This is a genomic window from Streptomyces lydicus, assembly GCF_001729485.1.
Taxonomy (GTDB): Bacteria; Actinomycetota; Actinomycetes; order Streptomycetales; family Streptomycetaceae; genus Streptomyces; species Streptomyces lydicus_D.
In genome coordinates, this window is sequence record NZ_CP017157.1 from 5,621,685 (window position 1) to 5,639,432 (window position 17,748).

Below are 17,748 nucleotides of genomic sequence, written 5' to 3' on the forward strand. Positions count from 1 at the left end.
TCTACACCCGTAGATTCCGGTCGAGAAGGAGACACCGTAGAAGCATGTCACCCACCGTGGCAATACCGTGACGGTTAATCGGAGCGGGCGATCGTGTTGTGCCGACGATCAGCCGCCCGGTTCAACGCGGGCGCGTCCGCGGAGGGGTGCGGGGGTGGCGGGATGGGCAGATATCCGCCGACGCGGACGGGCAATCCTCGCGAGCGCCGCTTCATCAGGACGGACGACGCGCGGCACACGGAAGGCGGCAGGTCATGGAGCAGAGCACGCCGTGGGAGTTCTCCGACGACCGGGGGCGCCTGGTGGTGGCGGGGGAACGGCCGGTACGGATCGTCGCGTACATACAGGCCGGGGCGACGCTGTGGGACCACGGCATACGCCCGGTGGGGATCTTCGGCTCGCAGCACGACGGGGCCGTCCCGGACCCCGCCAAGGCCGGTGAGCTGCCGCTCGCGGAGATCGAGTACCTCGGTTCGGGCACCGCGCTGCACCCCGACACCCTGTTGGCGGCGGAGCCGGACCTGGTGGTGGCGGTGACCTACGACGGCGAGCAGGTCTACGGGCTGGAGCAGAAGACCGCGCTGGAGGTGGAGGCGCACGTGCCGGTGGCCACCGTCGCGGTGGGCCCGGGACGCAGCCTGGCCGAGGTGCGCGAGCGGTTCGCGGCGCTGGCCGGGTCGCTGGGCCGGGGCGAACCACTCGGTGCCGCACGGGAGTTGGACGCCGCGGAGGATGCCCTGCGGCAGGCGACCGGGGGTGCGCCGGGTCCTCGGGTGCTGGCGCTGTCCCCCGCCGGGCCCGACCGGGTCCACCTCGCCCGGCCCGGTTCCTGGCCCGATCTGCGCGCGCTGGCCGAGCACGGTGTCGGCCTGGTGGAGCCGGCGGCGGGCGCCGGGGTGAACTGGTCCACGGTCGGCTGGGCGGAGGCCGCGGAACTGTCCCCCGACATCGTCCTGATGGACGTACGGGTCAACGCCGCCCGCCCCGAGAACCTCCGGGCCGACGAGCACTGGCGGGCGATCGAGGCCCGGGCCCGGCTGCTGCCCTGGAACCCGGAGGCGTCCTGCAGCCGGCGCGCGCACACCCGGTTCTTCACCCTGGTCGCGGACACGGTCCGGGAGGTGACGGGGGCGTAGGCCCGCGCCGCGGGTGGGTGGCGGCGGAGCGGCACCGGCCGCCCGGCCCCGCCCACCGGTCCCGTCCGGCGCCCGCGCTACGCCCCGGCCAGCACGGCCTGCGCCGTGCGGAGCGCCTCGGCGAGCAGGCCGGCGCCCTCCTCGGCCTCCGCGACGGTCAGCGACATCGGGGGCGCGATGCGCAGCGAGGCGCCGCCCTGGCCGCCCTTGCCGATCAGCAGGCCGCGCTCCCGGGCGGCTTCCAGGACGAGCGACGCGGCCTCCGGTGAGGGCTCGTCGGTGCCCGGGCGGACCAGTTCGAGACCGATCATCAGTCCCCGGCCGCGGACTTCGCGCACGATGTCGAGGCCGGCCGCGACCGCCCGCAGCCGCTCGATGAGCAGCCCGCCGACCCGCCGGGCGTTGCCCTGGAGGTCGTGTTCGAGCAGGTGGTTGAGGTTGGCCAGGCCGGCGGCCATGGTGACCGGGCTGCCGCCGAAGGTGGAGATGGAGTTCGCGGTGAGCGAGTTCATCACCTCGGCGCGGGCCACCACCCCGCCGACGGACATGCCGTTGCCGATGCCCTTGGCGAAGGTGAGCAGGTCGGGCGGGCCGTTCTCGGCGTGCGCCTGCCAGCCCCAGAAGTGGTCGCCGGTACGGCCCCAGCCGGTCTGCACCTCGTCGCTGATCCACAGGATGTCGTGCCGGGCGAGCACCTCGCGGAAGGCGGCGTAGAGACCGTCGGGTGGCGCGGTGAAGCCGCCGACGCCCTGGACCGGTTCGGCGATCAGCGCGGCGACCCCGCCGGCGGTCTGCTGGAGCATGTCCTCCAGGTCGGCGACGCAGGCCGCGATGAACTCCCGGTCGCCCAGCTCCGCGTACGGGCCGCGGCTGCGCACCCCGCCGTGGACGTAGAGCGTCTGGAGGGGCGAGAGGCTGGTCGGCGACCAGCTCTGGTTGCCGGTGATGCCGACGGTGGAGAAGGAGCGGCCGTGGTAGCTGTTGCGCATCGCCAGGATCTGGTTGGAGCGGCGGTGCGTGGTGGCCAGCAGCAGGGCGGTGTCGTTGGCCTCGGTGCCGGAGGTGGTGAAGAAGACCCGGGCGTCGGGGATGCCGGACAGTGCCGCGATCCGCTCGGCCAACTCGACCATGGGGCGGGAGAGGTAGAGCGTCGAGGTGTGCAGGATGCGGCCGGCCTGTTCGCTGACGGCCTTGGTCACCTCGGGCAGCGCGTGGGCCGTCATGGTGGTGAGGATGCCGCCGAAGAAGTCGAGGTAGCGGTTGCCCTCGGCGTCCCAGACGTGCCGGCCCTCGCCGTGGGTGAGTTCGAGGGGCCGCTCGTAGTAGAGGCTGAGCCAGGAGGGCAGCACGGCCTGGTGGCGGGCGTGCAGGTGCGCCGCTTCATGGGGGACGTGGGTCACGGCTGCACCAGCCCGTCGTAGGCGTCGGGGCGGCGGTCGCGGTAGAACGCCCACTGCTGGCGGACCTCGTCGATCAGGCCGAAGTCCAGGTCGCGGACGACCAGTTCCTCCTTGGAGTCGCTGGCGACCCCTCCGACGAACTGCCCGCGTGGATCGACGAAGTAGCTGGTGCCGTAGAAGTCGTTGTCGCCGTACTCCTCGACGCCGACCCGGTTGATCGCCGCGATGAAGTACTCGTTGGCGACGGCGGCCGCGGGCTGCTCCAGCTGCCAGAGGTAGGCGGACAGACCGCGGGAGGTGGCCGAGGGGTTGTAGACGAGCTGGGCGCCGTTGAGCCCCAACTGCCGCCAGCCCTCCGGGAAGTGGCGGTCGTAGCAGATGTAGACGCCGATCTTGCCCACCGCGGTGTCGAAGACCGGCCAGCCGGCATTGCCCGGCTTGAAGTAGTACTTCTCCCAGAAGCCCTTGACCTGCGGGATGTGGTGCTTGCGGTAGCTGCCCAGGACCGTGCCGTCGGCGTCGATCACGGCCGCGGTGTTGTAGTAGAAGCCGGACTGCTCGACCTCGAAGACCGGGACGACGATGACCATGCCGGTCTCCCGGGCGAGGTCCTGCATCCGCCGTACGGTCGGGCCGTCGGGGACCGGCTCGGCCCAGCGGTAGTGCTCCGGCTCCTGCACCTGGCAGAAGTACGGAGCGTTGAAGACCTCCTGGAAACCGATCACCTTCGCGCCCTGCGCGGCCGCCGCTCTGGCGTACTCCTCGTGCTTCGCGATCATCGATTCGGTGTCGCCGGTCCAGGTCGCCTGAACCAGTGCGGCACGCACAACATCGGCCATGAGCTGCTCCTTTGTCGATGCGTCAGCCTGCGGCGCACGCGGGGATCCCCAGCGCGATCTACGCGTGTGGAGGTGACCGTAAGCCTCGCTACGCACCGTGGCAAGACCATCTCTCCCGTGGCGCGCCCCGGGAGCCACCGCGGCATCCCGAAAAACATGACAGGCAAACTTGCAAGTTTGCCTGTCGTTCTTCTAGGGTGGAAATATGCCGGAAAAGGACCAGGAACGCCTGGCGATCGACCTGCGCGCGACCGTCTCGCAGCTGATGCGACAGCTGCGCGCCACGTCGCCGCGCGCCGAGCTCACCGCGTCCCAGCGCTCGGCGATCTCCCGGATCGAGACCGAAGGGCCGGCCACCATCGCCGCGCTGGCCCGCGCCGAGCTGGTGCGCCCGCAGTCCATGCGGCTGACCGTCGGCGCGCTGGAGGAACGCGGGATCCTCTCCCGCAGCCCGCACCCGACGGACGGCCGCCAGGTGGTCTTCTCGCTCACCGACGAGGGCCGCCGGATGCTCGACGACATCCGGCAGGCCAAGCAGAACTGGCTCGCGGTGGCCATCGCCGAGCGGCTCACCCCGGAGGAACAGCGGACCCTGGAGGCCGCTGCCGGGCTGATACGGCGGCTGATGCAGGAATGACCGAGCCCTCCGCCGCACCGGTTGGTCCGGCCGGGACGGGCGCCGCGCCGGGCCGCCCCGGCGGGCCCGCGGGCAGCGAGCGGGCCTTCGGCGCCCGGCTGATGACGCCGCTGCTGCTCGGGTCACTGCTCAACCCGGTCAACTCGACGATGATCGCCACCAGCCTGGTGGCGATCGGCCGTGACTTCCACGTCGGCGCCGCGGACACCGCCTGGCTGATCTCCGCGCTGTACCTCGCGAGCGCGGTGGGCCAGCCCTTCATGGGCCGGCTCGCCGACCGCGTCGGGCCGCGCCGGGCCTTCGTCGCCGGTGCGCTGGCGGTCTGCGCCGCCGGGCTGATCGGCGCGCTGGCACCGACCTTCTCCCTGCTGATCGTCTCCCGGGTCGTCCTCGGCATCGGCACCGCTGCCGCCTACCCCGCGGCGATGGCGATCCTGCGGGCCGAGTCGCGACGGCTGGGGGTGCCCACGCCCCGGCGCGTCCTCGGCCGGCTCTCCCTCGCCGCGCTGGCCAGCGCGGCCATCGGCCCGTCGCTCGGCGGCCTGCTGGCCGCGACCGCGGGCTGGCGGGCGGTGTTCGCGGTCAACCTCCCGCTGTCGCTGCTCGCCCTCGCCGGCGCACTGGCCTGGCTCCCGGCGGACCGGAAGGGCGGCGCCGGGGCCGGTCGACGGGCCCGCCGGGCAACCCGGGGAAACCCTCCGGCGTCCGGGCGCACCGCCCCCGTGTCCGGCTCCCTCGACCCGCTCGGCATCGGGCTCTTCGCGGCCGCGCTGACCTGCGCGATGCTCTTCCTGCTGCGGCTGCGCGACCCGCAGTGGGTGCTGCTGGCGCCGACCGGCGCGCTCACCGCCGTCCTGGTGTGGTGGCAGCTGCGCCGCCCGGAGCCGTTCATCGATCTGCGGATGCTCGCCGGCAACCGCCCGCTGGTGCTCACCTACCTGCGGCAGGGCCTGACCTACCTGGTCATCTACTGCGTGCTCTACGGCTTCAGCCAGTGGCTGGAGGAGGCGCACGGCTACTCGTCCTTCCACGCCGGTCTGATCATGCTGCCGATGTCCGGCGCGGCCGCCTTCTGCTCGCTCGCGGGGGCGCGGACGAAAGGCATCCGCGCCCCGCTGACCGTCGCCGCGGCCTGTCTCGCCGCCGGCAGCGCGATCTTCCTGCTGCTTCGGGGCACCAGCCCCCTGTTCGCGCTGCTGTGCGCCGCGGCGCTCTTCGGCATCCCCCAGGGGCTGGCCTCCACCGGCAATCAGGCCGCCGTCTACGTCCAGGCCCCGCCCGACGGCGTGGGCGCGGCCGCCGGACTCCAGCGCACCGCCCAGTACCTCGGCGCGATCACCGCCGCCGGCCTGATCGGGCTGCTGTACGGGCAGCGGGCCACGGACGCGGGGCTGCACCGGATCGCCCTGATCGGTGTCGTACTGGGCCTGCTGCTGCTCGTCCTGACCCTCGCCGACCGCACCTTGCGCGCCCGCAGAGAACCCTGAGCCCCGACCTCCCGTCACCGTCACACAAGGAGTACGCGTGCCCGCCACCACCCTCGACCCGCAGACCGCCCTGGTCCTGATCGACCTTCAGAAGGGCATCGCCGGCCTGCCCACCGCGCCGCTGCCCGCCGCCGAGGTGATCGAGCGCGGCGCGCGGCTGGCCGCGGCGTTCCGCGCCCGCGGGCTGCCCGTCGTCCTGGTCAACGTCACCGGCGGCGCGCCCGGCCGTACGGAGTCCGCGCCGCGCGGTGCCACGCCGCCCGCCGACTGGGCGGAGCTGGTGCCCGAACTCGACCGGCAGCCCGGCGACCTGACCGTCACCAAGCAGCGGTGGGGCGCCTTCCACGGCACCGGGCTGGACGCGGAGCTGCGCCGCCGGGGCGTCACCCAGATCGTCCTCGCCGGCATCGCCACCAGCATCGGCGTCGAGTCCAGTGCCCGCGCCGCGCACGAGCACGGCTACCACGTCACCGTCGCCACCGACGCGGTGACCGACCTGGACGGGACGGCGCACCGCAACAGCGTGGAGAAGATCTTCCCGCGGCTGGGGGAGACCGGCACCACCGAGGCGATCCTCACGCTCCTCGGGTGACTCCGGCCGGGTCGGGCGGCGCCGGGCGTCCGGCCGGCCGGCGCTCGTGCCAGCGCAGCGCGTCCTGGAGCTGGGCGGCCAGCGAGATCAGCCGGGGCTCGCTGTGGGCCGGGCCGAGGAGCTGGGCGCCCAGCGGCAGTCCGTCGCCGCTGAAGCCGGCCGGTACGTTCACGCCCGGCCAGCCGAGCACGTTCCACGGCCAGGCGTACGGGCAGGCGGCGATCATGGCCTTGTCCGTCTGCCAGCCGCTCAGTGCGGCGAGGGTGCCGATGCGCGGTGGCGGGGTGGCGGTGGTCGGCGTCAGCAGGACGTCGTAGGGCCCGAACAGGGCGCCGATGCGGGCTTGTTGACGCTTCTCGACGGCGCGGGCCCGGCGCAGTACGGGTCCGCCGAGCAGCCGGCCCATCCGCGCCGCGCCGCGCGTCCGGCGGTCCAGGAGGCAGCGGTCGGGCACCCGGTCCGCCCACTCCCCCACCCCGGCCGTGGCGCGCGGCACGAAGGCCAGCCCGATCAGCCCGTAGTCCGGCTCGGCCTCCTCCACGAGGTGGCCGAGCCCGGCCAGCGTGCGGGCCACCGAGGTCACCGCGGCCCGCACATCGGGGTGCAGCGGCTTGCGGGTGAAGGTGAGGGGCGCCTTCCAGGAGAGCGCGATCCGCAGCCGCCCCGGGTCGCGTCCGGCCGCCTCACGGGCCGCGACGGCCGGCGGCCGGTGCAGGTCGCCCTCGTGGTTGCCGCTGGCCACGTCCAGCAGCAGCGCGGCGTCCTCGACCGTACGGGCCAGCGGGCCGATGCCGGTGATGCCCTGGAAGGACTCGGGGTCCGGCCAGGTGGAGATGCGCCCGCGCTGGGGCTTGATGCCGACCAGATGCGACCAGGCGGCGGGAATGCGGACCGAGCCGGCCCCGTCGGTGCCGAGCGCGGCCGGTACGAGTCCGGCCGCGACGGCGGCGGCCGAGCCGCCGGAGGAACCGCCGGGGGTGTGCGCGAGGTTCCACGGGTTGCAGGTGTTGCCGAAGGCCGGGCCCTCGGTGAACGGCCACTGCCCCAGCTCGCAGGCGTTGGTCTTGCCGACGATGACGGCGCCGGCCGCGCGCAGCCGCCGGACGACCTCGGCGTCGCGTTCCTTGGGCGGGAACTCGCCGGCGCAGCCGAACGCGGTCGGCTCGCCCGCCACGTCGGTGTCGTCCTTGACCGCGACCGGCACCCCGAGCAGCGGCAGTTGCTCCCCGGCGGCCAGCCGGCGGTCGGCGGCCGCGGCCTCCAGCAGCGCCGCCTCGGCGCGTACCCGGCGGAACGCGTTGACGGTGTCCTGGGTGGCCTCGATGCGCTCCAGCGACCGGCGGACCAGCGCGGTCGAGGACACCCGGCCTTCGGCGAGCGCCCGGGCCTGTTCGGACAGGCCCTCCCACTCCCCCACCTCGCCGATGTACCGGGCCGGGGCTCCGGGCCCGCTCTCCTGGCTCTCGTCAACGCTCACGCTGCGTGCCCTCCCTGGGACCGCTCATTCGAACGGACGGTCCCAGGAGGCTAGTCGCCACCGCCTTGACCATCAACGACGCCGCGCGGCGCGGCACATCGACGACACACGGACGGCACACAGGGCCGCACGAGGGACCGTTCGTGCGCGGCGCGGCGGCGTGGTCGGCGCACCAGGCGGAGGAAGACCGTGTCGACGATCTCTTCGAGGACGTGCTCGGGTACGGGGGCGAAGGTCCTGAGGATTTCGTGGCGCAGCAGGTCGAAGGGGAGGGACTAGGTGCGTTCGGTGAGGAGTTCCGGTTCGACCTCGCCACGGTCGACGGGGCGGCCGAGAACGCCTCCCGGTGGCCCCGCCCTCGAACACCCGGCCGGGATGCCGCTACGCTCCCCCGCCATGGATGACACCCTGCTGCTCCTGACCGTCGCGGCCGTGGCCCTCGTCGTGGGGCTGGCGGCCGGCTGGGCCGTACAGTCGGCGGCGGTCCGCCGGAGGCTGGCCCGCGAGCGGAGCTTCTTCGGGCTGCCGGAGGGCTCGGAGTGCGTACTGGTCACCCACCGCGACAGCTCCTCGGCCCAGTGGAGCATCCCGCGCCACGACGCGCTGGCGCTGCTCGGGCTGGCCGCGGTGATCGAGAACTGCGGGGCGCACCCCGAGGTCGCGCCGCACGACACCGGTCTGCAGGGCTTCGGCGCGCGGACCGAGTTCTGCGTCGGCGACCCCACCGCGCACCGCAGGCTGGCGGCGCACATGGCCAGTCTGCTGCCGGGCGTCGCGGTGCACCCGGGCGACGAGTCCGGCGCGGGCCGCGGCACGTTCGCGGTCGGCGGCTCGTCGTACCGGGTGGAGCCCGGCGCGGTGGAGTACGTCCTGCTGGCCCGGCTGACGGCCGGGGAGGGCGGCCGCCCGGTGTTCCTGGCGGCCGGCCAGCGGCCGGTCACCCACCGGGCCGCGGTGCGCCACCTCGTACGGAACCGGGCCCGGTTGGCCCGCAAGCACGGCGCCGACGGCCAGTTCTGCCTGCTGCTGAAGGTGGTCAACTCGCAGGCGTACGGCCCCGATGTGGTCGAGCTGGTCGCCGATGTCACCAAGGCCGCGACCGTGCCGGCGGAGCCGAAGGGGCACCGGGCGGCGGCCTGAGTGCGCTGCCGCGGTGCCCGGAGCGCGGTGCTCCTGCCGGGATATGTCCGGTTGATCTGCGAAGCTCGTCGGCATGATCGCATCTCTCCGTGCGCCCCTTCGGCACTGGACGACGGTGCTGCCGGTGCTGGCGGTGGTGCTGCTGGGCCTGACGTGGGGGCGCTCGCTGCCGCCCCCGCTCGTCGGGGTGGTGGCGTACTTCCTGGCCGGGGCGGTGCTGGCCGCGGTGCACCACGCCGAGGTGATCGCGCACCGGGTGGGCGAGCCGTTCGGCTCGCTGGTGCTGGCGGTCGCGGTGACCGTCATCGAGGTGGCGCTCATCGTCACGCTGATGGTGGACGGCGGGGAGAAGAGCGCCGCGCTGGCCCGGGACACCGTCTTCGCGGCGGTGATGATCACCTGTAACGGGATCGTCGGGCTGTCCCTGCTGGTCGGTTCGCTCCGGCGCAGGGTGGCCGTGTTCAACGCCGAGGGAACCGGGGCCGCGCTGGCGACGGTCGCGACGCTGGCCGGGCTCAGCCTGGTCCTGCCGACGTTCACCACCACCACGCCGGGCCCGCGGTTCTCCACCCCGCAGCTGGTCTTCGCGGCGCTGGCCGCGCTGGTGCTCTACGGCCTGTTCGTGGCCACCCAGACGGTCCGGCACCGGGACTACTTCCTGCCGGTGACCTCGTCCGGCGAGGTGATCGACACCGAGGAGCACGCGGATCCGCCGACCGCGCGGGCCGCGCTGATCAGCCTGGCGCTCCTGGCGCTGGCGCTGATCGCGGTGGTCGGGCTGGCCAAGGCGGTCTCGCCGACGATCGAGTCCGGCGTGGCCGCGGCCGGTCTGCCGTCGTCGGTGGTGGGCATCGTCATCGCGCTGCTGGTGCTGCTGCCGGAGACCATCGCGGCGGTCCGCGCGGCCCACCGCGACCGGGTGCAGACCAGTCTCAATCTCGGCCTGGGCTCGGCGATGGCCAGCATCGGGCTGACCATTCCCGCGGTCGCGCTGGCCACGGTCTGGCTGCCGGGCCCGCTGCTGCTGGGCCTGGGCGCCAGCCACATGGTGCTGCTCGCGCTGACCGTGATCGTCGGCACCCTGACGGTCGTCCCCGGGCGTGCCACGCCGTTGCAGGGCGGCGTCCATCTCACGCTGCTGGCGGCGTACATCGTGCTGGCCGTCAGCCCGTAACCCGGGTCCCGGCGCGCGCCGGGTGCCAGCCGATCGGGTAGGGAACCCCGCGCGTCCGGTGTCGCTCCCGCTCTCACCCGGGGCCGCGTGAGAGCACGTAGGAGATGGAGTCGGACAAGCACACAATTTCCCGTTCCCGGCGGTGGTTCCTGCAGGCCGGGTTCGCGGTGGGCGCGCTGTCCGCGGGCCGCATCCTGTTCGGGCCGGACGAGGGGGCGTCGCCCGCGGGTGCGGAGGCGCAGGGGAAGGGCAGCCCGCCGCGCGCGCCCACCGCGGGCGGCGGTCCGGCCGCCCCGTCGGGGCGCACCGGCGGGGCGAGCACCACGGAGGCGTACCGGCTCCGCCCGATGGCCGGGGAGACCTCGCTCTCCGGCCCCGGCGCCTCGCCGCCGCACCCCGAGGTGGCGCACGTGCTCGCCACCGACCGCCGGGAGATCTTCCTGACCTTCGACGACGGGCCGCACCCGCGCTACACCCCGGAGATCCTGCGGGTCCTGCGCCGGCACGACGTGCGGGCCACCTTCTTCGTCATCGGGGAGCGCGCCGTGGCCTTCCCCGGCCTGCTGCGGGACATCGCCGACCAGGGCCATGTCGTCGCCAACCACACCTGGACCCACCGCCGGCTGCCGGCCCTTCCCCCGGGCGCGGTCCGCGCCGAACTCGGCCGTACCAGCGGCCTGATCGACGACGTCCTGGGCGCCGCGCCGACGCTCGCCCGGGCCCCGTACGGCGCCTGGGACGACCCGTCGCTGGACATCTGCAACGAGCTGGGCATGTCCCCGGTCGGCTGGGCGGTCGACTCGGAGGACTGGACGAGCCCCGGGGTGCCGGAGATCGTCGGCACCGTCCTGGCGGAGGTCCGCCCGGGCGCGATCGTGCTGTCGCACGACGGGGGCGGCGAGCGCGGCCAGACCGTCGGCGCGCTGGACCGGTTTCTGCCCCGCCTGCTGGACGACGGCTACCGTCCGATCCGGATCACGCCCTGAGGAACGGGCGGGACGGGGCCGGGGCGAGCGGCACCCCTCGGGCGACAAAAGCCATCAATAGCCGAGAACGGTCACCCGGCGTGCTGACACCGGTGTCAATGGTTTATCGTTCAAACGCAAGCGGGCTCCCCCCGTGCCCGCTGTGCCGCCCCGGCCGAATTCCCCCGTTCGGCCGGGGCCTCTCTCTTTGCGGCCGGTGCCTCTCTTGCGTCCGGTGCCCTGCGCGGCCCGGGCCCACCCCGTCACCTCAGGTACGAGGCGCCGTTGACGTCGAGCACCGCCCCGGAGGACCAGAGCGCCTCCGGCGAGGCGAGGTGGTGCACGGCCGCGGCGATGTCCTGCGGGGACGCGACCCGGCCGAACGGGCTCTGCTCCCGCACCTCGTCCGTCAGGCGCTCGGCGACCCGCTCGGTCTGCACGAAACCGGGGGCGACGGACGCCACACCGATCCCGTACGGCGCGAGGTGGACCGCCAGCGACTGCCCCATCGCCTGCAGCGCCGCCTTGGAGGCGCCGTACGCGGGATGGTCCGGCTCGCCGCGGAAGGCGCCGCGCGATCCGACGTTGATGATCCGCCCCGCCACCTCCCGCTCGATCATGTTCCGCGCCGCGCAGTAGCTCAGGTGCGCCGCCCCCAGCAGATTCACGTCCACGGTCCGCCGCCAGGCGCGCTGCCAGTCCTCGAAGGAGGTGCGGTCCAGCGGGTGCGCCACGTTCACTGCGGCATTGTTGATCAGGACGTCCACGCCGCCCAGCCCGTCCACGGCCGCCTCGATGACCGCCTCCGCGCCCTGCGGCGTGCCGACGTCGCCCGCCACCAGGACGTGCCCGCTCCCCGCCAGCCCCGCCAGCGTCTCCTCCGCGGCGCCGCGCCGTGAGCCGTAGTGCACCGCGACCCGGTCGCCGCCCGCGGCGAACGCCTCCGCGACGGCCCGCCCGATCCCCCGCGAGGCACCCGTCACCACCACTGCCCGGCTCATCGGCCACCTTCCCCTCAACAGCTCGGCCCACCACGCACCCTGACGGAAACGATCTTAGGGAACGCACCGGATCCGGGTTCGGGCGGGCGCCGGGCCGTGCGCCGCCCGTCCCCCGTCTCCCGCACTGCGCGTGCCGCCGTCCCTGACCTGTCATTGAATGCGGAATGTCCGCAGCTGCCCCGCAGCGCCGGTCTCATCGGGAGCCTGGATGCCGTTGCCGAAGTCCCCGGGCACCGCCACCGCGCCGGAGGTCGCCCGCGCGAGGGGTGCCCTGCACCGGCTCGGGCAGTGGTGCGCCCGGCACTGCGTGGTGGTGCTGGCGGTGTGGCTGGCCGCGCTGGTGGGCCTCCAGTTCCTGCAGCGCGCGTACGGGGGTGAGTACTCCGACGACTTCGCGCTGCCCGGCGTCCAGTCGGCCCAGGGCCGCGAGGTGCTCCAGCAGCACGAACCGAAGGCCGGCGGTTACAGCAGCCAGGTGGTGCTGCACGACACGGCCCGGCCGCTCAGCGCCCTCGGCAGCCGGATCGGCAGCGCCGTCACCGCCCTCGGCGCACTTCCCGACGTGCTGTCCGCACAGAACCCGCTGCCCCCGCCCGGCACCCCGCCCGCCAAGCCACCGCCGGGGACGCCGAATGTCGGCCCGCTGTCCGCCGACGGACGGACGGCGTACATCACGATGCGTTTCGGCGTCCAGCCGTCCACCCTGTCGCCGGACTATCTGCACGGCGTCGACGCGGCCGTGCAGCCGCTGCGGGCCGCGGGCGTGCAGGTGGAGTACGGCGGGCCGCTGGGCGAGCTGGCCCGCCCGGCGCCGGACGACCGGACCAGCGAAGGGATCGGCTTCGCGGTGGCGGTGCTGGTACTGCTGGCCGGCTTCGGCAGCGTGCTGGCGGCGGTGCTGCCGCTGGTGACCGCGCTGATCAGCGCGGTCTGCGGGCTGGCCCTCCTGGGACTGCTCGCGGCCGCGTTCCTGTTCGCCACCGTCTCGCCCACCCTGGCCACGATGATCGGCCTCGGCGTGGGCATCGACTACACGCTCTTCCTGCTCACCCGGCACCGGCAGAACCTGATGGACGGCGCCGACCCGGTCACCGCCGCGGGCCGGGCCGTCGCCACCAGCGGCCGGGCGGTCCTGGTGTCGGGCTGCACGGTCGTCATCGCGCTGATGGGGCTGTGGGTCTCGGGCCTGACCTTCATCGGGAAACTGGGCGTCGCGGCGGCCCTGACCGTGGTCTCCGCGGTGCTCGGCGCGCTCACCCTCGTACCGGCGCTGCTCGGACTGATCGGCCGCCGGATCGACCGGCTGCACGTCCGCAGACCGATCGCCGAGACCGACGCGGCGCCGGGTGAGCCGCCGGGCGGCACCTGGCACCGGTACGCGCGCCGGGTGGAGCGCCGCCCCTGGTGGTATCTGGCCGGCGGGGTGGTGGTGGTGTGCGTGCTGGCCGTCCCGCTCTTCTCGATCCGGCTCGGTCACATCGGCGACGGCGCCGACCCGAAGTCCTTCACCGACCGACGCGCCTTCGACCTGATGTCCGCGGCGTTCGGCCCCGGCTCCAACGGGCCGCTGACGCTGGTCGTCGACGAGACGGACGTCCCGCAGGCGGACCGCAAGATGCTGGCCACGCAGGCCGGGCAGGTGCTCGCCCGGGTGCCCGGCGCGGTCTACGTCACCCCGCTCAAGGCCACCCCGGACGGCGCGGTGCTGACCGGCACCGCGTACTCCGCGCAGTCCCCGCAGGACGCCGGGACCACCGCGCTGGTGAACCGGCTCAAGGACGAGGTGCTGCCGCGGGCGGTGCGGGGCACCGACGGGCACGGCTATGTGACGGGGACGACGGCCGGCCAGGTCGACTTCCTCGACCTCGTCGCCAGCCGACTGCCGCTGATCATCGCCGTGGTGGTGGCGCTCGCCTTCCTGATCATCCTGATCGTCTTCCGGGGCGTGCTGGTCGCGCTGAAGGCGGCGGTGCTCAACGTGCTGTCGATCGCCGCCTCGTACGGCGTGGTGGTCGCCGTCTTCCAGTGGGGCTGGGGCGGCCCGGCGCTCGGCGTCGCGGGCACCGTGCCGATCGAGAGCTACGTCCCGATGATGATGTTCGCGATCGTCTTCGGGCTGAGCATGGACTACGAGATCTTCCTGCTGTCCCGGGTGCACGAGGCGTGGCTGCGCACCGGCGACTCCCGGGGCAGTGTCGCGCACGCCCTGGAGATCACCGCCCGGGTCATCACCTGTGCCGCCCTGATCATGGTCAGCGTCTTCGCCGCCTTCCTGCTCAGCGACAACGTCGTGGTGAAGATGCTGGGCCTGGGGCTGGCCGTGAGCGTACTGATCGACGCCACCGTGGTCCGGTTGCTGCTGGTCCCCGCGGTGCTGACGCTGCTGGGGCCGGCGGCCTGGTGGACACCCCGGTGGCTGGACCGGATCCTGCCCCGGGTGAATGCCGAGGGCGAGGAGCAACTGCCGGACCGCGCGCCGGGCTCCGCCGGGCACGGGTAGCCGGGCGGGTGCGGAAGGCTGCGGCGCGCCCGATCATCGAGACATGGCCCCGACAGCCGAGCACGGCTCGGCCCCGTACCCCGTGATCCGGCCGATGCTGGCCACGATCGGGCCGCTGCCCGACGAGCTGGAGGAGGCGGAGTGGGCTTTCGAGGCCAAGTGGGACGGTGCCCGCTGCATCGTCAACACCCCTGGTGACGGCACGATCCGGCTGGTCACCCGGGCGGGCAACGACGCGACCATGACGTATCCGGAGCTGGCTCCCCTCGGTGAGCAGCTGCGCGGACGGCCCGCGGTGCTGGACGGCGAGGTGGTGGTGCTGGACGCGCGCGGGCGGCCGGACTTCGGGCTGCTGCAACGGCGGATGGGCGTGGTGAACCCGCGCCGCACGGCCCGGCTGGCCATGGAACACCCGGTGCACCTGGTGCTCTTCGACGTCATGCACCTGGGCGGTTCGCTGCTCGGCATGCCGTACCACGAGCGCCGGTCCCTGCTGTCGGGGCTGCGGCTGCGGGGCCCCAACTGGTCGTCGCCCGCCTACCTCGCGGGGCATGCCCAGCAGGCGTGGGAGGCATCGCTGCAGGGTGGGCTGGAAGGCGTCGTGGCCAAGCGGCTGGGCTCGGCGTATCTGCCGGGCGTCCGCTCACCCGAGTGGCGCAAGACGAAGCATCTGCAGACCCTCGACGTGATCATCGGGGGCTGGACGGAGGGCCACGGCAGCCTCGCCGGACTGCCCGGTGCGGTGCTGGCCGGCGTCGCGGAACCGGCCGGGCTGCGCTACGTCGGCTCGGTCGGTTCGGGACTGTCCGACCGGGAACGCCACGGGCTCGCCCAGTATCTGGGGGTGATCCCGCTGGACCGCTCCCCGTTCCTCAACCCGGTGGACGCGTCGGGCGTGCACTGGACCGAACCCCGGCTGGTCGCCGAGATCACGCTCACCGGCTGGACCGCGGCGGGGCGGCTGCGGCATCCGGTCTGGCACCGGCTCCGGCCCGATCTGACGCGGCTCGGCTGACGCGGTCCGGCTGAGCGGCCGGCTGAGGCGACGCGGCCGGCGCGGGGCAGGGACGGCTGCCCCGGTGGGCCGGGTCGGGTCAGGGGCGGCAGAACTCCGCCTCGGTGAGCGAGCCGCCGGCGTTCTCGTCGTCGGTGCCCAGGATCCCCTCCCCGGACTTCGGCGGACAGGCCAGCGCCTCGATCTTGTGCCCGGAGAAGGAGCCGAGCCGGTCGGGGACATGCGCCATTTCCAGGCGGACCCGGCCGTGGTCACCGACGGCGACGTGCCCGGCGGCGTAGAGCGCGGAGTCGTACGGGCCGTCGTCACCCGGATCCGAGGCGGAGGACACCGTCAGCGCACCGCCGGCGGATATCTTCAGGTCGGAGACGTGCCGTACGTCCGCCACCGGATAAGGCGCACGGAACCGTGCCGAGTCGCGCTTGCCGAATGCGGAGGTGCGGGGATTCCATTCCGCCGCGGTGAGTTTCGCCGGACGGTCGTCACCGCCCCGGTCCGCCCAGACCGCGACCAGCTTTCCGTGGGCGAGGCGGGCCAGCGCGAATCCCTCGTAGTTGCCGTCCCGGGAAACGCCCGGCAGCTTGAATACGCGCAGCACGCGCACCGCGTTCCGCTCCCGCCGGATGCGGTACGCCGTCCCGTCGCTGGCGAGGGCGACGTATTCGCGGGCGCGGCCCGGCACGGCGTCGATCGCCTCCAGGTCCACCGGCGGCTCCCCGGGCCAGTCGACCGGGCTCACCCGCGGCTTCGCGTGCGGGTCGTAGCGCACGGACACCAGCCTGTTCTGGCCCGGCTTCTTGTTGTCGCGGACCGCGAGGACGTCGACCGCGGCGCCGTGCCGGCCCTCGACCACGAGGCCGCTGAGGCCGCCGGTGATGCCGCCACCGACACGTTGCCAGCCGTCCGCCGCGTGCGCGGGCACGGACGGCGCGAGGAGTGCGGCACCGGCCAGTGCCACACCGCATATTTTCTTGATCATCGGGCGATTCTAGGCAGCGGCGGAATTCTGGCAAGGCTACCGGCGAGTTTCGCCACGACCCGCCGGGAGGTTTTCCGCGGGCCGCCGGAAGCCGTCGCACCGTTTCGGAATTCCGTCCCGATAACGGCAGGGACAAGGGCAGCGATATCGCGATTCCCGACATGTCGGCACGCGGCGGTGCGCCGGGCGGCTGATACCGGGGAATAACCGCGCGAGGCGGGGAAGGCTCGCCCTGAGCACGACGCGCATCCGCGGACGGAAGGAGCCGGCGATGCCCTCCCAGCCCAGCGACACCAGCACCACGTGCGGCAACACCGAATACGGCAGAAAGTCCTTCAAGCGCTCCAGGAGCCACTTCCCGGACCGCATCACGGCCGACGGCCGCGACGGCTGGCCGGTCGAGGCCGGCCGCTACCGGCTCGTGGCCAGCCGCGCCTGCCCCTGGGCGAGCCGGGCCCTCATCTCACGACGGCTGCTCGGCCTGGAGGACGCCCTCTCGCTCGCCCTCGTCGACCCGCTCCAGGACGACCGCAGCTGGCGCTTCACGCTGGATCCGGACGGGCGGGACCCGGTGCTCGGCATCCGCTTCCTGAGCGAGGCGTACGACGCCCGCGAGAAGGACTACCCCGGCGGGGTCAGCGTCCCCGCGATCGTCGACGTACCCAGCGGCAAGCTGGTCACCAACGACTACCAGCAGATCACCCTGGACCTCGCGACGGAATGGCGGGCGCTGCACCGGGCCGGGGCGCCCGACCTGTACCCCGAGGCGCTGCGCGAGGAGATGGACGTCGTGATGGCGGGCGTCTACCGCGACGTCAACAACGGCGTCTACCGGGCCGGTTTCGCGACCGGGCAGAGCGAGTACGAGGCCGCCTTCCACGATCTGTTCCGGCGCCTGGACCTGCTGTCGGAGCGGCTGTCCGAGCAGCGCTACCTGATGGGCGACACCCTCACGGAGGCCGACATCCGGCTGTTCACCACGCTGGTCCGCTTCGACGCCGTCTACCACGGCCACTTCAAGTGCAACCGCTTCAAGCTGGCCGAGGACCCGGTGCTGTGGGCGTACGCCAAGGACCTCTACCAGACGCCGGGCTTCGGCGACACCGTCGACTTCCACCACATCAAGCAGCACTACTACCGGGTGCACACGGGCATCAACCCGACCGGCGTCGTCCCGCTCGGCCCGGACCTGTCCGGCTGGCTGGCGCCGCACCACCGCGAGGAGTTGGGCGGCCGCCCGTTCGGCGACGGCACCCCTCCGGGACCGGTGCCCCCGGAGGAGGAAGTGCCGCCCAGCGGCCACCCCGAGCGGCTGCGGCTCGGCTCGTGAGGGGCCCGCATCCTCGCACCGGCTCCGCTGACCGGGGCAGCCCCGCCGTGAGACCCTGAGAGAACAAACAGGGACG

15 protein-coding genes and 1 pseudogene are annotated in these 17,748 nt (G+C 73.6%); 10 read left to right on the top strand and 6 right to left on the bottom strand.

The annotated features are described in order from the left end of the window. Positions 1-254: 254 nt before the first annotated feature. Complete coding sequence (locus tag SL103_RS24480) at positions 255-1,136, top strand: ABC transporter substrate-binding protein (protein WP_069571098.1); 882 nt, start codon at positions 255-257, stop codon at positions 1,134-1,136. A 77-nt stretch (positions 1,137-1,213) separates the two neighbouring features. Here SL103_RS24480 and SL103_RS24485 read toward each other — a convergent pair whose 3' ends face one another. Continuing rightward, complete coding sequence (locus SL103_RS24485) at positions 1,214-2,536, bottom strand: aspartate aminotransferase family protein (RefSeq protein ID WP_069571099.1); 1,323 nt, start codon at positions 2,534-2,536, stop codon at positions 1,214-1,216. Then, entirely contained in the window at positions 2,533-3,375 is an 843-nt protein-coding gene (locus SL103_RS24490; RefSeq protein WP_069571100.1) for a nitrilase-related carbon-nitrogen hydrolase, read from the bottom strand. The genes SL103_RS24485 and SL103_RS24490 overlap by 4 nt, the downstream gene beginning before the upstream one ends. Before the next feature lie 205 nt (positions 3,376-3,580). Between SL103_RS24490 and SL103_RS24495 the strand changes: the two genes are divergently transcribed. Genes SL103_RS24495 through SL103_RS24505 form a run of 3 tightly spaced genes read left to right on the top strand, consistent with a single transcriptional unit; the run spans position 3,581 to position 6,091 of the window. Beyond that, the gene (locus SL103_RS24495; RefSeq protein ID WP_069571101.1) at positions 3,581-4,012 is read left to right on the top strand and encodes a MarR family winged helix-turn-helix transcriptional regulator; all 432 of its coding nucleotides are present in this window, start codon (positions 3,581-3,583) and stop codon (positions 4,010-4,012) included. After that, positions 4,009-5,499, top strand: a complete 1,491-nt coding sequence (locus tag SL103_RS24500; RefSeq protein ID WP_069571102.1) for an MFS transporter — start codon at positions 4,009-4,011, stop codon at positions 5,497-5,499. The genes SL103_RS24495 and SL103_RS24500 overlap by 4 nt, the downstream gene beginning before the upstream one ends. Before the next feature lie 37 nt (positions 5,500-5,536). Next, positions 5,537-6,091: an isochorismatase family protein gene (locus tag SL103_RS24505; RefSeq protein ID WP_069571103.1), complete on the top strand. Its 555-nt coding sequence runs from the start codon at positions 5,537-5,539 to the stop codon at positions 6,089-6,091. Here SL103_RS24505 and SL103_RS24510 read toward each other — a convergent pair. Together SL103_RS24510 and SL103_RS38935 are read right to left on the bottom strand one after the other, a co-directional pair. Then, a complete protein-coding gene (locus tag SL103_RS24510) occupies positions 6,075-7,568 on the bottom strand; it encodes an amidase (protein ID WP_069571104.1) in 1,494 nt (497 codons plus the stop codon). The two genes, SL103_RS24505 and SL103_RS24510, sit on opposite strands and share 17 nt — an antisense overlap. 167 nt (positions 7,569-7,735) lie before the next feature. Beyond that, positions 7,736-7,897: pseudogene (locus SL103_RS38935) on the bottom strand (TetR family transcriptional regulator); the annotation flags it as partial. Positions 7,898-7,964: 67 nt separating this feature from the next. Between SL103_RS38935 and SL103_RS24520 the strand changes: the two are divergent. The 3 genes from SL103_RS24520 to SL103_RS24530 all read left to right on the top strand — a co-directional run bounded on the left by SL103_RS24520 (position 7,965) and on the right by SL103_RS24530 (position 10,868). After that, complete coding sequence (locus SL103_RS24520; RefSeq protein ID WP_069571106.1) at positions 7,965-8,708, top strand: hypothetical protein; 744 nt, start codon at positions 7,965-7,967, stop codon at positions 8,706-8,708. A gap of 73 nt (positions 8,709-8,781) precedes the next feature. Then, positions 8,782-9,882, top strand: coding sequence for a calcium:proton antiporter (locus SL103_RS24525; protein ID WP_069571107.1), 1,101 nt, complete (start codon positions 8,782-8,784; stop codon positions 9,880-9,882). Positions 9,883-9,986: 104 nt separating this feature from the next. Continuing rightward, positions 9,987-10,868, top strand: coding sequence for a polysaccharide deacetylase family protein (locus SL103_RS24530; RefSeq protein WP_079145949.1), 882 nt, complete (start codon positions 9,987-9,989; stop codon positions 10,866-10,868). A gap of 242 nt (positions 10,869-11,110) precedes the next feature. Here SL103_RS24530 and SL103_RS24535 read toward each other — a convergent pair whose 3' ends face one another. After that, positions 11,111-11,848: an SDR family NAD(P)-dependent oxidoreductase gene (locus SL103_RS24535; protein ID WP_069571108.1), complete on the bottom strand. Its 738-nt coding sequence runs from the start codon at positions 11,846-11,848 to the stop codon at positions 11,111-11,113. Between the two features lie 208 nt (positions 11,849-12,056). On the opposite strand from SL103_RS24535, the gene SL103_RS24540 reads away from it, so the two are divergent. Together SL103_RS24540 and ligD are read left to right on the top strand one after the other, a co-directional pair. Continuing rightward, positions 12,057-14,348 carry an MMPL family transporter gene (locus SL103_RS24540; RefSeq protein ID WP_069571109.1) on the top strand — a complete coding sequence of 764 codons (2,292 nt, stop codon included), beginning with the start codon at positions 12,057-12,059 and terminating at the stop codon, positions 14,346-14,348. A gap of 43 nt (positions 14,349-14,391) precedes the next feature. Beyond that, the gene (ligD, locus tag SL103_RS24545; RefSeq protein ID WP_069571110.1) at positions 14,392-15,363 is read left to right on the top strand and encodes a non-homologous end-joining DNA ligase; all 972 of its coding nucleotides are present in this window, start codon (positions 14,392-14,394) and stop codon (positions 15,361-15,363) included. A gap of 79 nt (positions 15,364-15,442) precedes the next feature. Here ligD and SL103_RS24550 read toward each other — a convergent pair whose 3' ends face one another. After that, positions 15,443-16,342, bottom strand: a complete 900-nt coding sequence (locus SL103_RS24550; protein WP_069571111.1) for a hypothetical protein — start codon at positions 16,340-16,342, stop codon at positions 15,443-15,445. Positions 16,343-16,613: 271 nt separating this feature from the next. Between SL103_RS24550 and SL103_RS24555 the strand changes: the two genes are divergently transcribed. After that, entirely contained in the window at positions 16,614-17,672 is a 1,059-nt protein-coding gene (locus tag SL103_RS24555; RefSeq protein ID WP_069571112.1) for a glutathione S-transferase family protein, read from the top strand. The last annotated feature ends 76 nt before the right edge of the window (positions 17,673-17,748 follow it).

What these genes read in the sequence shown, in the direction of transcription:
- SL103_RS24480 (WP_069571098.1), top strand. Translation starts at nt 255, where the DNA reads ATGGAGCAGAGCACGCCGTGGGAGTTCTCCGACGACCGGGGGCGCCTG.
- SL103_RS24490 (WP_069571100.1), bottom strand. Translation starts at nt 3,375, where the DNA reads ATGGCCGATGTTGTGCGTGCCGCACTGGTTCAGGCGACCTGGACCGGC.
- SL103_RS24495 (WP_069571101.1), top strand. Translation starts at nt 3,581, where the DNA reads ATGCCGGAAAAGGACCAGGAACGCCTGGCGATCGACCTGCGCGCGACC.
- SL103_RS24500 (WP_069571102.1), top strand. Translation starts at nt 4,009, where the DNA reads ATGACCGAGCCCTCCGCCGCACCGGTTGGTCCGGCCGGGACGGGCGCC.
- SL103_RS24520 (WP_069571106.1), top strand. Translation starts at nt 7,965, where the DNA reads ATGGATGACACCCTGCTGCTCCTGACCGTCGCGGCCGTGGCCCTCGTC.
- SL103_RS24525 (WP_069571107.1), top strand. Translation starts at nt 8,782, where the DNA reads ATGATCGCATCTCTCCGTGCGCCCCTTCGGCACTGGACGACGGTGCTG.
- SL103_RS24530 (WP_079145949.1), top strand. Translation starts at nt 9,987, where the DNA reads ATGGAGTCGGACAAGCACACAATTTCCCGTTCCCGGCGGTGGTTCCTG.
- SL103_RS24535 (WP_069571108.1), bottom strand. Translation starts at nt 11,848, where the DNA reads ATGAGCCGGGCAGTGGTGGTGACGGGTGCCTCGCGGGGGATCGGGCGG.
- SL103_RS24540 (WP_069571109.1), top strand. Translation starts at nt 12,057, where the DNA reads ATGCCGTTGCCGAAGTCCCCGGGCACCGCCACCGCGCCGGAGGTCGCC.
- ligD (WP_069571110.1), top strand. Translation starts at nt 14,392, where the DNA reads ATGGCCCCGACAGCCGAGCACGGCTCGGCCCCGTACCCCGTGATCCGG.
- SL103_RS24550 (WP_069571111.1), bottom strand. Translation starts at nt 16,342, where the DNA reads ATGATCAAGAAAATATGCGGTGTGGCACTGGCCGGTGCCGCACTCCTC.
- SL103_RS24555 (WP_069571112.1), top strand. Translation starts at nt 16,614, where the DNA reads ATGCCCTCCCAGCCCAGCGACACCAGCACCACGTGCGGCAACACCGAA.